The 16808-nt window shown below is 37.5% G+C and carries 5 protein-coding genes; all 5 read left to right on the top strand.

Annotated features, from left to right (window positions below; translation table 11 throughout):
- Positions 1 to 174: 174 nt before the first annotated feature.
- Entirely contained in the window at positions 175 to 13473 is a 13299-nt protein-coding gene (locus tag IPJ53_12900; GenBank protein MBK7799999.1) for a DUF11 domain-containing protein, read from the top strand.
- 555 nt (positions 13474 to 14028) lie between these two features.
- Positions 14029 to 14238, top strand: coding sequence for a hypothetical protein (locus IPJ53_12895; GenBank protein MBK7799998.1), 210 nt, complete (start codon positions 14029 to 14031; stop codon positions 14236 to 14238).
- A 596-nt stretch (positions 14239 to 14834) separates the two neighbouring features.
- The gene (locus tag IPJ53_12890; GenBank protein ID MBK7799997.1) at positions 14835 to 15134 is read left to right on the top strand and encodes a hypothetical protein; all 300 of its coding nucleotides are present in this window, start codon (positions 14835 to 14837) and stop codon (positions 15132 to 15134) included.
- A 64-nt stretch (positions 15135 to 15198) separates the two neighbouring features.
- Positions 15199 to 15939, top strand: a complete 741-nt coding sequence (locus tag IPJ53_12885) for a hypothetical protein (GenBank protein MBK7799996.1) — start codon at positions 15199 to 15201, stop codon at positions 15937 to 15939.
- Position 15940: 1 nt separating this feature from the next.
- Positions 15941 to 16681, top strand: coding sequence for a hypothetical protein (locus IPJ53_12880; protein ID MBK7799995.1), 741 nt, complete (start codon positions 15941 to 15943; stop codon positions 16679 to 16681).
- Positions 16682 to 16808: the final 127 nt, after the last annotated feature.

Here is a 16808-nt window from a genome sequence, read left to right as displayed (position 1 = left end):
ATATTTCTATATATTTATTTTGTATATTAAAATATTAGTTATATGTTTGCACCGTAAACCTTTATCGGTTTATTCCCGAATTAAGTAAATTTCTCTTTAGCGCAATGCGTAGTGGCTGACTTTTGGTTTTTGAACCGAGTCCGAAAAACGAACTACACATAAAAACTGCGTTACATGAGGAAACTACGTTTCTTACAAACTGGAGCTTCACACAAAGCTCAAAACCCATTTAAATCCTTTTATGAAGGTCTGGGGAGGTTGGCTATTGCAATATGCTTTACTATGGCTGCCTTTCCTGTTTACACACAATGTCTCACCGAATCCGGAAAGATTGGAGGTCGTGTTTTTAATGACCGCAACTTTAATGGAAACATGGATTCCGGAGAACCTGGGGTTGCATTTGTTTCCATCAGTGCTTTCAACGGAGAAGGTCTTTTAGTGGCCAGTGCACTTACCGATTTCAACGGTGGTTTCAGCTTAACTGGTTTGACTGATGATGCGATGTACAGCATTGAAATCAGCAAACCTTCTTATTATGAGTATTCTAAAATGGGACTTGACCATTTTGGAGACACTCGTACTCTGCGCGCTCCATCTTGCAGTGCCAATTTTGGTTTGTTCAAACCTGCAGAGACTTTGATGGAAGAGAATCCAAAATTAGCGGTCGCAAATTTTGTAGGAGGCTCAGATCTTTCCATCAATGGCAACGAACGAACTATTCTCGAATTAGACGAAAATTTTAATTCTCTAAGTCCATTAAATAAATTAGTCACCAAGAGCCAAACAGGCGCAGTATGGGGCCTTGCATGGAACCGTACCAAAAAACTGTTGTACGCATCTGCATTTGTAAAGCAGGGGGCTGTATTGGGACCTAATGGGACTGGTGGTATATATGTATTTAATAAGCAAGCAGCAGCCGTTACTAATTTTATTAATTTAAGTGATATTGGAATTCAAACTGGTTCTACTCAAGGCCTGGCAGTGAGTGATTGTAAATATGGAGACCTTGTAGGTAAAGTTGGAATCGGAAATATCGATATTTCGGATGACGATCAATTTCTTTTTGTAAGCAATCTATACAACAAGTCCGTAGTAATTATTCCTACTACAGATCCGAATGCTTCTAATGTTATTGAAATAAAAATCCCGGATCCGGGATGCAACGCTGGAGATTATGCAGTATCTGCTTTAAAATACTACAATGGTCTATTATACATTGGAGTAACCTGCACAGCAGAAACCAGCAAAAAAGAAAGCGATTGTGTTTTTCATGTGTACGAATTGAATTTGTTGACGAGAGTGTACAATTTAATTCTATCGACCGATTTTGCTAAAAATTATTGGCCGAAGGAACAAAGAGATTTAAAAAATATTTCACAATGGTTGACGGATTTGGATTTTACCATCAATGGTGAAATGATTCTTGGTATTACAGACAGAAAAGGTCATGCATATTGTGTAAATGTGGAACCACTTACCAATCAAACCGGTGATATATTAATGGCTTTCAAGACAGACAAGGGTTGGCAACTGGAGAGTGGAGGTGTAGTAAATGGAAGATTGGGCACCGGAGCGGGTCATTACGAAGGTCCTGGTGGAGGTGAGTTTTTTGGTGAAGATTACTGGATTGTTGGTCCGGGACTGCATCAGGAAACTGCTTTAGGTAGTTTGACCAGTGTTGCAAAAAAGAATGAAGTCATTGCTGCCGTTTTTGATCCAATTTTTGAATCTTTTGCAGGTGGCTTGCATAGATACAGTACCATAAATGGCAAAAAGTTAGGTGCCATACAAATATATAATCCAGCCAACAGTGTATTTGGAAAGGCTTCCGGAATTGGAGATATTGAAGTAATGAACCAGGCTATACCATTGGAAATTGGAAATTTAATTTGGTTGGATAAAAATGAAAATGGAATTCAGGATTCAGAGGAGAAAGGAATCAGTGGGGTACAGGTTTCCTTGTATGATAAAAATTGTACTAAAGTTGCAAGTGTGATTTCCGGTACCAATGGTGAATATTTATTCAATCAGACAAATGTAGACATCAATAAAGATGGTACACCTGATGGTCTTGAATACGATGCTGATTTTTTTATCATAATTGATGATGCAAGATACAATACAACTTATAATACTATTATTTTAGGTAAAGACACTTTGTCTGTTACTCTTGCTGACCAAATTACAGGAGGTATTCTTGATCAAAGAGACAATGATGCAAGAATTCTTGCCATCTATCCATGTCCTAATTTTAAAGGTTTGCCAGCAGTTAAAATTCATACCGGCAATAATGGACAGAATAAATTTAATCTCGATATCGGACTCAGACATGCAACGGATAGTTCCACTGCACCTCCGGAAGAAGATGTGGTAGACCTTGCGTTGATTAAGAAAGTCAAAACTCTTGGCTCTTTAAGGAAAAATGATTTTGTTGAATTTGCTATTGAGGTGCACAATCAGGGAACTGTTCCGGTAGAATCCTTCGAAATTGTGGATTACATTCCTTCAGAACTTGGGTTTGTTTCAGAAGAAAATTTAGATTGGAATATTACAGGTTCTATAGCACACCTCAATAGTAAAAGTGCAATTGTACCTGGTGGGATAGAGGTTTTTAACATAAGACTTAAAGTGTTGAATGATGTCAGCATGACCGACATAATCAATCAGGCAGAAATTGCCGCGATGTATGATGACAAAGGGCTACCCATGAAAGATCACGATTCCTCTCCGGATCAAATTTTGGGAAATGACAGGGGAGGTATTCCAAATTCATTAACAGATAATACATTGGATAATCCTGATGATGAAGACGACCATGATGCAGAAGCATTATTTGTGCATGATTTGGCATTGATTAAAACTACAGCGAGCACTGCTCCGGTTAAAAGAGGTGATCTTGTAACTTTTAATATCACTGTAAGAAATCAAGGAAATACCAACATTGCAGCTTATGAAATTACAGATTACATTCCAGCAGGTTTTGAGTTTGTAATAGCTTCCAATCCATTATGGACATTGACTCCTGCCGGTGCGGTTTATCACAATCCATCCGGAATTTCCACAGGGTCAACTCAAATAGTAAACATTGTATTAAAAATAAAAGATAATGCTACTGCGGGAACGCTGATCAATACTGCTGAAATTTCTAGCATGACCAATAGTGCAGGCGTAGAAATTATGGATCGTGATTCAAAAGCCGATAATAATCCTGGCAATGATGCAGGAGGGGTATTGGGTTCCATTACTGACAATGCATTTGATGGGGATGGAACAACAGATGAAGATGATCACGACCGAGAAACAGTCTTTATTGCGGACCTCGCATTAATCAAACAAACGACAAATATTAATCCTGTAAAAGTTGGGGATTTAGTTCCATTTCAACTCACCATATATAATCAGGGAAGTATTGCCATCAGTAATTATACTGTTTCAGATTATCTTCCAGCAGGACTGGAATTTGTTGCCAATGAAAATCCGGGATGGTTGCTTTCAAACGGTATTGCAACATTTCATGACATACAAACTTTGGAACCAAACAAGTCCAGAATTCTCAACATAAAATTAAAAGTAAAATCTTCCGATTATCGTCAACTAATCAATGTCGCTGAGATCAGCGCGATGAAAGATGCAAACAATGCGGACATCAAAGATTGGGACAGTACACCTGATAATAACCCTGTAAATGATGCAGGTGGTGTGTTGGGATCTGCAAGTGATAATATAATATCCGGTGATGGTCAATTGGATGAGGATGATCAGGATCCTGCAGGTCTGCAGATTTTTGATCTCGCACTGATTTTAACTACTTCAAAAAATACGCCTGTAAAGTTAGGCGAGGATGTATTGTTTCAAATCAGAATTTGCAATCAGGGGAATGTTACTGCTCAGAATGTAGTGTTCATTGATTACATCCCTGCAGGATTGGAATTAAGTCCGGTGGACAACAATGGATGGATGCTTAAGAATGGTAAGTTCTACAACAGCATATTATCAAATATTGAACCCGGTCAATGTGCGACGAGAGAAATTACTTTGCGCGTAAAGGATATTGCTCAAGCATCAAACTTATACAATAAAGCAGAAATCGTTTCTGCAGAAAATTCTTCAGGGACTGACATGTCTGCCGTAGATGTGGATTCTAATCCGGATGAAAATGATGGAAATGACGCAGGAGGTGTTTATGGATCGGTAACTGATAATAAGTTAGATGGAAATGGAATCGATGATGAAGATGACGCAGATCCGGAGGCATTAAATATTTTGGATATAGCTTTGAGAAAAATTCTTGTACCGGGGTCTGTATTAAAATACAAAGGTGAGGTGAGTTTCCGAATTGAACTTTTCAATCAAGGAAATATTGCTGTCAAAAATATCAGACTCGCTGATTACATTCCTTCAGGATTTGAACTGAGTGAAGCTTCAGTTGCGGCTGGTTGGGTTATGAACAATGGTGTTGCAGAATATCAATCAAATGCAGTTTTACAGGCGGGAAATTCTATTTCAGTTTTAATCGGACTGAAAGATCTTGGTACTTCGAATATTCTTGATGTCAAAAATTTTGCTGAAGTAATTTCTTTGCAAAATTTGGCAGGGGAGGATTACAGTGCCTTCGACTTTGATTCAACTCCTGATCGCGTATCAGGAAATGATGTTGGTGGGGAATTGGGCACCATAACAGATGATTTGATCAGTGATCATGGCGCACAAGATGAGGATGACCATGATGTTGCGACGGTACCAGTATTTGACCTTGCTTTAAGAAAGACACTTGAAAATAAAAAGTTGATATTCCACAGTGGAGATACTGTAAACTTCCAAATTGAAGTTTTGAATCAAGGTAATGTAGCAGCCTCCAGTTCCGAAATCGTAGATTATCTAGATACCAGTTTTATTTTCTCTGCTGCAATAAATCCTGGTTGGGAATTGCGTGCAGACAATAAAATTTATTTTAAGGTGGATCAGACGATTGGAGCAGGAGAATCCTTTAAAACCAATGTCCTGGTAATTATTAAAGCAAAGAAATATGGTTTGACCATATTCAATTGCGGAGAGATCAGTCAAGCAAAAGATTTTGCAGGAAATCTCTTGATCGATTATGATTCCACTCCGGATGATACCCAGAATAATGATAAAAGTACTCCGAATCACGATGTCAGCGATCATGGAGAGAATGATGAGGACGATCATGATGTTGCCAACACCAATCCAAATAATTTTGACCTGGCGCTGAGAAAGGAAATTGCAGTCAGAACTGTGGTTAGAGGACAGATTGTTCCTTGGACCATTACCATTACCAACGAAGGTACCGTAACCGCAAGTGAAATTGTTATATTTGATTATTTGCCATCGGGTACTTTAATGATCAGCAAAGACTGGTATCAAAATCCACAAAATCCGGATCCGAGAAAGTATTATTATCTGATGAATGTGAAAAATGGAAGATTGCCTGCAGAAGGTTTGAAACCGGGCGAGAGCATTCAGGTCATCGTAGAAACTCAGGTGGATCCTACAAGGCCAAGTGGCCAGGTAGTAAACAGAGCTGAAATTTATTCAGCCAGCAATGATTTTGGAGAACCAGATGAAGATTCCACACCGGACGATGTGGTAGACAATGATGAAGGTGGTCAGGTATTTGAAGATTCAGACCAGTCCGGTAGCGCAGGTCCTGAGGACCCATCCGGCTTGGATGAAGATGACTCAGATGTGGCTGGTGCAGTCTTGTTGGAAATTGTAAATTCTGCATGTGAATGTCTCAACAATGCAAGTAATCCTGATGATGGTCAGTTCAGAACAACCTTAACGCTAGAGTCAAGAACAGGAGAAATTTGGTTTATCCGAAGTGTAAATGGTTTGTTTCAAACATCAAGTCCGGCACCTCCTGCAATTCCTGTTCCATTTAGTACAGGCCCAATGGGCTTCTTATTGTCACCTGTTATTTCTAATGGTGCAATGACTGTCTATGAAATGAGTGGGGTTCATCTTGATGGAGTAGGATTTGACATTGTTTTGGAAAATCAGTTTGGAGATAAAGTAAGTCTTGGTAATATAAGATGTAATTACAATGAATCTACTTTGATAGAAGCACAGAACAATGTGTGTACTGGTTCTAATGTACGATACAGTGTAGATTATCACCCTGGAAGTACCTATCAATGGATATTAAGTTCTGGAGGAACATTTACTTCACAAACCAATACTTATGCTGCGGCTATTACCTGGAATGGTGCGGTAGGAACAAAGCATTATTTAACAGTTATTGAGCGCAATCCTGATCTTTGTTTGAAGCCTATAAGATTTGAAGTTACCATCGGCGATCAGATTGGTTCTGTAAGCTGTATAGGTTCCGCACAAATATCCCTTGGCATAAATTGTGAAGCATTGGTGACTCCGCAAATGTTGTTATTGGGCGGTCCATACGATTACGATTCATATGCCGTGATGATTATGAATAAGGATGGATCATTAGTACCAAATGCCACTTTAACTTATGAGCATTTGGGAAAAACCCTTATGGCAAAAGTGTTGAACGTATGCAACGGAAATAGTTGCTGGGCTACACTTACTGTAGAAGATAAAATTAAACCGCAAATTGTTTGTTTGAATGATACAATTGATTGCACAAGAATGCAATCCTATCTGGGTCCGTTGGTGTACGATTATTGTGATCCTGCACCACAGAAAATTCTATTGGACGAAAGAATTGAGGATACCCGTTGCAATCAGGCCTACTCAAAAATAGTTACCCGTAATTATGTGGCAAAGGATGCCTCCGGAAATATTTCTGATACCTGTACACAACAGATATTTTTAAAGAGAATTAATTTAAATGAAATTGTTTTTCCGGATTCTTTAAGTCTGGCTACCAACAATCCTTTGTTGTGTGGATCATTTGCAACTGATTCTCTAGGTAGACCTCATACGTCTTCTACAGGCGTTCCATTGTATCATGGTGCACCTATTTGGCCTAACAAGGATAACAAATACTGTGATTTTGGCGCTTCCTATGAAGATTTTGTAATTCCAACCGGAAAGAGTTGCACTCAAAAGATATTAAGAAATTGGAGATTCGTCATTTGGTATTGCACCACTTTTGAGCAAAGAGTTTATAATCAGTTGATCGAAATTACTGATACAACGGCACCGGTAATTATGTGTCCTTATGACATTACTGCCAGCACAAATTCTTATGAGTGTTTTGGTAATGTCTGGATTCCGAATCCTGTAGTATTTGACTCATGCAGCAGTCAGGTTACCCTGGATCTGGTTTCGCCTATAGGTATCATTAAAAATTTCACCTCGAGGACTTTAAGATTGCCAGCAGGCAATAACGTTTTGACTTTTAGAGCTTATGACAATTGCCATAACGAAAGTACCTGCAGCTTTAATGTATACGTAAAAGATCAGGCCGCGCCAGTGGTTCAGTGTGATAAAGAAACAGTTGTAACCTTGGACCGATTTGGACAAGCCTGGATACCTGCTCATGTATTTGATGATGGAAGTTATGACGACTGTCACATTGCGTCCATGCAGGCAAGAAGAATGGATGATGGAGTACCTTGTCAGTACAATCCAAATGTTTATGCCGATTCAGTTGGATTTTGTTGTGCTGATATCGGTAATTTGGTTCAGGTGATGCTTAAGGTTACCGATGCAGAGGGCAACTCAAATACATGCATGATTTTAGTGGAGGTTCAGGATAAAACCATTCCTCAAATATCCTGTCCGCATGATGTAACAATTGACTGCGAGTATCATTACAATCCGAATGATTTGTCAGAGTTTGGACAACCAAGAGTTTCTGACAATTGCGATGTTACCGTTCGTGAGGTGGACAGCTTTTACATCAATCAGTGCCGGGAAGGATACATCGATAGAATATTTATTGCCGGAAATAGTTTTGGACAGAATGTATGTGTTCAAAGGATTACCATCATCAACAATAAACCTTTTACTGAAAATTCTATACGTTGGCCAAGAGATTTTGACACCACTTCATGTGCTTCTGACATACTGGATCCAAAAAACCTGCCTCTTGGTTTAGGTTATCCAATTATCAACGAAGACAAGTGTGATCTGGTCGGTGTTAATTATGAGGATCATGTGTTCCGCATCGTAAATGGAAATGATGCTTGTTATAAAGTATTGAGAAAATGGAAAGTAATTAACTGGTGCAGATTTTATAATCCTACCGGAAGTCCAATTATTTATGAGCGGGAGCAGATTATAAAAGTATACAATACAGTGAAACCCATCTTCCTGAGTGGATGTGTGGACAGGAGATTTGAAATCAATGATACATCATGTGTCGGCAGAGTTGTTGACTTAATTGCAACCGGTTATGATGATTGTACACCAGACAATCAGTTGAGAAATGAATTTCATGTAGACTTGAATTCAGATGGAATTGAAGACAGAAGTGGATTGGGCGTCGGAAATATTGTAGATGCTTCGGGATTTTATCCTTTAGGAAAACATAGAGTAAAATATGTTTTGGAAGATTTGTGTGGAAACAAGGAAGTCTGTGAAATAAATTTTGAAATCATCAATGTAAAAACCCCAACGGCATATTGTCTGAAAGGATTGGCTGCAGGATTGGTGGCGATGGATTTGAATGGTGATGGTCGTATCGATGGTGAATTAGTTACTATATGGGCTAAAGATTTTGATCAGGGAAGTAATCATCCTTGCGGATATCCATTGACTTATTCCATAGGACGGGATACCACCATTAAGTCTGTCACTTATAATTGTGACAGCCTTGGTAGGAGAGAAGTTTTATTCTGTGTTACTGCATCAAATGGTCAGCAATCTTGTTGCGAAACTTTTATTGACATTCAAGACAACAACAATGTCGATTACTGCAATTGTTTCAAGCAACCTGCTGACATCACGGTGTCCAACTGTTCGCAATTGACAGATCCGGGAGATCTAAATTCATATCCAACCATTGGAACTTGTCGATGCACAGATGCGGATATAACGCATTCAGATGTGAAAGTCAGTGGCGGAAGAAATGAGTGTTTCGTGATTGAGAGAACCTGGTTCTTAAAATTCACTTGTCCGGGCAACAACAATGACTTTTCATTTGTACAGAGGATAGTAGTCACTACCGACCTTAAGGAATCTGATATTACCTGGCCTAAACAAACAGTCATTGTAGACAATTGTCTAGGGTCAAAAGATACGGCTTACATTGGTGAAGTGCCGACCGTATGTGGTTATAAAGGTCAGGTCATGCTGATGTATGATGATCGGTTTATTTCAAAGTCAGCGGATACCAGTATTTGTGAAAGAACCTGGACAGTATTTAGTAAGTGTGTTACAGACGGAAGTCAGACATTTACCTTCGTCCAGACCTTGATAGTGGTAAATTCAACTGGAGTAAAATACACAGTGCCAGCAGATGTGACTGTGACCGATTGTAAAAAATCCATCTTGCCGGATTCATTGAATGGATATCCGAAGACAAACTGTCCATGCAATATTGTACAGCACAGTTATACAGATTCTATAGGATTTGGCACTCAAAACGCTTGCTATGTTATTTATCGAAAATGGACTTCTGTGTACAATTGTCCACCGGATGTAGTCGGCACTTTCCGCGGAACGCAACGCATCATTGTTTCAATAGATTTGAAACTTTCAGACATCAAATGGCCGGCGGATAGTTTTGTGGTGGACAATTGCAGTGGAAATATTGACACCGGTAGAGTGAATCATGTGCCGATGTTACTAAAAGATTTCTGCGGATATGTTACCATATCCTATGTAGATACCATTAAATTGAATAATGACACCTGCAGAATTGTACAACGTACATGGAGGGTAAATAATGTGTGTAAGACCGGTGCTCAGGCTCAGGTTTATAAATTCGACCAAAAGATTAAAATCTTATATCCTAATGGTCCGAAACTTATCGTGCCAAATGACATCACCATCACAGATTGTAAAAAATCTACACTTCCGGATTCTTTGAATGGTTATCCTAAGTCAAATTGTCCGTGTACCATGGTGCAGCATAGCTATAAGGATTCTATTGGATTTGGTACACCAAATACCTGTTATGTTATTTATAGAAAATGGACATCCGTATTTAATTGTCCACCTGACTTAGTTGGTACCTTAATGGGAACACAACGCATAGCAGTGTCTATTGACTTGAAACTAACAGATATCATGTGGCCTGCGGATAGTTTTGTAGTGGATAATTGTACCGGAGATATCGATACATCTGTAGTGAATCATGTTCCTACTTTAAAGAAAGATTTCTGCGGTTATGTGAGCATTACTTATGTGGACTCAGTGAAGTCAAACAACGATACTTGTAAAATTGTACAGAGAAAGTGGACTGTTAATAATACTTGTAAAACAGGTGCACAAGCTCAATCATTTAAGTTTAATCAGGTGATCAAAGTATTGTTCCCTACAGGACCAAAATTAGTACTGCCTCCAGATCTAACCGTGACAGATTGTGCCAAACCATTTTTACCGGATTCTTTGAACGGATATCCAACAGTCAAGTGTGGATGTGATTCATTGACTTTCAAATATACAGATGACACGATCCGCACAAATCCTGAAGTCTGTTATGTGGTAAATAGAAATTGGGAAGTAAGAATCCGTTGCAGACCTGAGGTGGATACTACCATTTTTGGAATTCAGAAAATTACCAGAGATGTAAATCTTAATCCTGCTGATATTACCTGGCCTAGGGATAGCTTTACTTCATTTACTTGTACTCCGACCACAAATCCTGATATTGTAGGCAGACCATCTTTAAAGAAAAATTATTGTGGTTTGGTTAAGTTTAATTTTGTGGATACCATATTGGCAGGAAATCCTTGTCGCACAGTGAAGCGGACCTGGAGGGCAACAAATGATTGCAGTGCAAGCCAAGTGTTCAGCTTTAATCAATACATCATTACTTTGAATCAAACACCGCCAAGCATTACTTGCCCTGCGGATAGAACTGTGAACGCTGATCAGAATACTTGCGGCGCAGTCGTCAATCTGGGCAATCCGACTTTGAATACGGCTTGTAATACAGGTGTTACTTTCCAAAACAATGCTCCTGCAATTTTCCCGGTTGGAAAAACAAATGTAATTTTTACCGCCACAGATTCCTGCGGAAATTCAGCAACGTGCATTACCATGGTGACTGTCATTGAAACCGTTCCGCCGACGATAAATTGTCCTCGCGATACAGTGGTTGGATGTGATGTGAATACGGATAATTTAGGTCAATTCGGAACAGCAACTGCATCGGATAATTGTCCCGGGGTAAGCGTGAAGGATACCGCCATCAGAAATCAAAATGTGTGCGGAATCGGTACTATCACCAGAATATTTACAGCAACAGATGCATCCGGGAATACACGTTCCTGTACACAAATAGTTACGGTGAATAATCCGGATCCATTGGATAGTTTGGAAATCAATTGGCCAATATCTCCTGTAACAGTTGATGAATGTCAATCCATCAGTCCTGATAGTCTTGGTAAGCCAACAGTGAATGCTGGTTCAGCATCTTGCTTTAAGCTGAGAATTACCTCTCAGGATTCCAATTTCTGTAAAACCAGAGGAAATTGTGAAATTGAAAGAGAATGGACAGTGTTTGACAGTTGTTCCGGTAATACCTTCAAATTTATTCAGTTGATTATCCGGGACGATCAAAGCGCACCGACCATACAAGGAATTGCAGATATTACAGTATATGCTTCAGACACTTCCTGTAACAATTTTGTGACCATGATTGCATCTGTGAGTGATTGTGATTCTGCTTCAGTAGTAATCACAAACGATTCACCTTATGGAGCAAATGACTTTGAAGATGCATCCGGATATTATCCTGTGGGCGTTACCAATGTAACATTTTCTGCTGAGGATGCTTGTTGCAACGTTGCTACCAAAACAGTTAAAATTACAGTAGTCGATACCATTGCTCCGGAAGTTACCTGTAAGAAAGTTATACACACCATTCAGGACAATGGTTGTGCAGATTTCAATGCCAATGAATTCATCTTTAACATATCGGACAATTGTTCGAATGCTACTAACATCATGGCATCTTTTGATCGCAATAATTTTATGGATACTGTGGTGACCATTTGTTGTGATTCATTGGTGAACAGAGATTATCTGGGAGCTTATACAATTTACTTCAAAGATGAGGCGGGTAATATTGATTCTTGCGTGACTTTATTGCAAGCTATTGATCTGGATACCATTTGTCCGCCAAATTTCAATGGCGCAAATGTGGCAGGTATTATCAGCAGTAGGAAAGATGTTAAATTGAAAGGCATTGATGTGTACCTCAATGGTGGAAAAGCAGGATTGGTTACTACAGGTAATGCCGGCTTATACGCTTTCAATAATATGAAAATGGGTGGTAGTTATGAAACGAAACCAATTTATGATCTGGATCATTTAAATGGGGTAAGCACGTATGACATTATCCAAATTCAAAAGCATATTTTGGGCTCCAAACCATTTGATGAACCATTTAAGTGGATCGCAGCGGATGTCAATAAATCAGGTAGTGTTACGGCAGCAGATCTTACAGAAATCAGAAAACTGATTTTAGGAATTAATCAGCGTTTCCGCAATAACAATTCATGGAGATTTATTTATTCAGATTATGTTTGGGAAGATAGAGATAATCCTTTACAGGAAGCTTTCCCTGAATCTTACGTCATTCCGACATTGAATAAAAATTACCTGGTGAATTTTGTGGGTATAAAAGTTGGGGATGTCGACGATTCTAACAAGATGAATGGTGCTTTGAATACTTCCTCAAGAACACAGGAAAAAGCGCAACTCAAGACGGCTGATATCTTTATGGAAAAAGGAAAGGAATATGCCATTGAATTAAAGTTGTCTGATTGGGAAAAGCTGGAAGGCGCTCAGGCTGGAATTTATATCGATCCACAGTTGGCATGGATAAAAGAGATCAGTACAAGCCAGGAAGGTTCCTTGAGGCCGGAGCATGTTGCGGATGTTTTTAAAGAGCAAGGCTCGGTAAGATTCGCATGGAATCAGGAGAAAGGCAATGAGTGGAAACTGATCCTAAATATCAGATCTCATAAAGATCAATATTTGTCCGATGTGATATTCCTGGATAAGCAATTAATGAATGCGGAAGCATACAAAAAATCCGGAGAAGTAAATGAACTGGAATTGAAGCTGGATGGATCCATAAATACACAGGGTAAAATTCATCTCTTCCAGAATATTCCAAATCCATTCAATCAATCCACGATGATACCATTTGAAATCAATCAGGATTCAGAAGTATTGTTTGAAGTGACGGATCTCAGTGGAAAATTGGTTTATTCAAAACGTGCATACTACCAAAGAGGATATCATCAAATAGAATTAAACAGAGATGTGTTGAAGTTTGGCGGGGTATATTACTACCATATTCAAACTGGACGCGAAAAATTGTACAGAAGGATGCTGATGATCGATTAGATCGCAGATCTAAAGATAGTGTGTAGTAATCGGTTTCGTTTTCAACAGCCCTCCGGAGTGATCCGGGGGGCTTTTTTTTGGTGTAATAAATAAAGGGTAAAGTTAAAAATTTGGGGAGAAGCCAGTTTTTGCGACCTCGTTTTTATCTAAAATTATCCTAAATACCATCCTATTAACCTTGTTCTTTTTTTTCTTAATACAAAAAAGAACCAAAAAAAATCAAAGCTGTTTTCATTTCTTAATGCTAAAATGAAAAAGGCCGATCTGAATTTTTTATTCGATAACTATATGAGGTGTCGGAATCTATTTAACCCAACCAGTAAAGAGGTTTTATTTCTTCTCAATCCCCATAAAATTTAACTGACACCAAATAAATGGACAGGGGTTAAAATAAAGGTTGAATCCAACCTAATTTTAGAATTATGTGTGTGACTTAGGGGTAAAATAGTTTCTATCAATATAATTGAATAACAATATATTACATGTTATTAAATTACATATGTAAAAATATACTGATAAGTAGGTATTGTGGTGTAACAATTTATTTGTTACATTGTGATTCACTTGATCAGTTTTGTCCGCGCCCTGCAGTTAGGATACACCACCATAGAAAAAATAGGTGCGGCACCATCGGCATTTGATTGTCTGTTTTTTTTACTTCCCGTTAGCGCGCCCGAGCAGTATTACATGCAGATGAGGAATTATTTTATAATGTACATCAATGGACTCAGACCTTATACTTATACAGGTATGAGAAATTATTGATTTTATTAACCCTTTAATTTAAATTTTATGAGAAACGAATTAAATTTATTTTACACGACACCCGCCAACTTTGTTGGGGGAGGCGACATGCATCAACTTTGTTGATTTTGGGCATGCAAGACAATTTCAATTTATATGGGGTGAATTCTTTAGCTTATTTAAGAAAAAAGCCTATTATTCAGTATTTATTTTATTTATGTTTGGAATTGGAATGAACGATTGCGTTGGGCAAGAAGATCCGGATTGCTCCTTTTTATTTACAAAAGCCCTATGTGTGGATGATGGGTTTCAAATTTAATGCCACTAATAGTGATTTTTCTCAAAGTCAATGGGATGTTGAGTGGACTTTTTCTGATGGCACTAAGAACACAAATTGGATTTTTTCTAAACAATTTTCAAGTAGAGTAACAGTGACTTTATGTTACATAAATAAAATTTCGAAAACAAGATGTTGCGGTTCAAAATTTCTTGTATCTACTTCTTGTGATTGCGGTATAAAGAAAACTAGAAATGTAGAATTAAAAAAGGAAGTCAATGGCCAAAAATGGAAAATTTAAGCTAGTATATGGGTAAAAGCAAGTGAAGTAGGCTGTGAAATGAAATATTTAAGAAAATTTTGGGTAGGTTGGTTACCCGCAAGTAATGATGGTGTTGTTACTGATTTATCTGGTACTAATAAAAGACAATTAGCGGATAAATCTTGTTTGGACGTGTTAGCTTTTGGAATTAAAGCCCTTGGAAAAGGAACCTACCCAACTTCAATATCTTTTACACAATCAGATATTCAAAATATTTTTAGAGAATCGAATAAACTTACTTCAGGTCATAGAGTAAATGTAAAAGGTACTTGGTTTGGATTTGGTATTAGCGGAGTTTCTAGATTGATTCTTGATTAAATTAACCCTGAAATGAAAGCGTTTAACTAAGAACGATTTTATTTTCATTCTAAATAATTTAGCAATGTGGAATAGAAAATTATCTATAACAATCTGCATAATATTTATAACAAATATTATATTAAATAGCCAATCAATAAATATTGGATTTGGACCTATTTATACCTTGACAAATCAATCAACACGCATGATTAATAGCACTGATGATTTTCAGAATACCGCTTCACAAAGTAAAATTACCTATGAGCAATATTTTAGGGGAAGAAAATATTCCATATTTAGTTCACTTTCAAAATTTGAAGGACATACTTGGATTAAATTTAGCAATGGAAGTGTAGTAACTAAAGATGGATTACCTACTCTTGGGGTAGGTTATAGTGGGGTGGATCTTTTTAGATTGGACTTTGGATTAAGTTACAACCTAATTAATAAATTTAAAAAATATTATTTTAAGCCTCAAATTGCAATTGGTATTCTTAAGTCGCTTAGTAATGGTGAAGATATTTATAGTGAATTAATTGTAATAAATGGCCCTGATTACTATCAACTAGAGTTAATAACAGCTGAGTCATATAATAATCTTCAGCTCATGCCAATATTAGGCTTTTCAACGGGTTTTCTGTTTTGGAATAAACTTGACATAAACTTAAATATCCAAGGAGTTATTGGCTTTAATGCTTTTCAAAAAATGTTTTTCAAATATACTTATAAAGGGGTGCCTCAGGAAACAGCCGTATTTGAAGGTCGAGGCACAGGAATATACACTTCCATTGGAGTTGGATATCGCTTCTTTAATAAAAAATAAAATGCAAAGTAAATTAATTTTAACATTAAGTACATTTTTTGGTATCCAATTCGCTTTAGTTGGACAAACTTTAAATATTGGATTTGGACCCATTTACACCCTTACAAATCAATCTGTTCGAATGATCAATAGCAAAGAGGATTTCCAAAATACTGATTATCATTTTGTTTTTTCGTATGAACAGTATTTAAAAATTAAAAAAATATCAATTATGGCTCAATTTTCCCAATATGAAGGTCATACATGGATTAAATTTAATAAAGGTTCAGTTATTGCACCTGATGGTTTTCCAACTTTAGGTGTCGGATATTCAGGAGTTAATATTTCAAGATTTGACATTTTATTGTGTTATAATTTAATAAATCCTTATAAATATTTCTATTTAAAACCTACTTTAGGAATTGGACTCCAAACTTCAAAAGAAAATGGATCAGAATATGGAGCGTTTGAACGACAAAATGGGCCAGACTATGTAGAACTTGAACCAATTACTGCAATAACAATGAATGTTACTCAAATTGTACCACTTCTTGGAATCAAAACAGGTTTTACGTTATTTCATAATTTAGAAGTAACTCTATCAATAAATGGCTTGTATGGCTTTAAATCCTTTCAAAAAATGTTTTTCAAATATACATACAAAGGCATAGAACAGCCCACCGCAATTTTTGAAGCTAGAGGTACAGGAATATACACATCAATTGGAGTTGGATATCGCTTCTTTAATAAAAAAGTAAAATAAACTGATGATAACAAAGTATTGACGATCATGCAACCAAAATGCTATCTTTTTAGGCTTGCAATAAAGAAAGATATTTTTCACTCTTGGCTTCAAGCTGGAAGTGGCACGTCGTCAATACTCAAAGATG

The sequence above is a fragment of the Candidatus Vicinibacter affinis genome, from assembly GCA_016714365.1.
In the GTDB taxonomy this organism is placed as follows: Bacteria; Bacteroidota; Bacteroidia; order Chitinophagales; family Saprospiraceae; genus Vicinibacter; species Vicinibacter affinis.
Note: the sequence above shows the minus strand (reverse complement) of the source record. Positions and strands in the feature narration are given on the sequence as shown.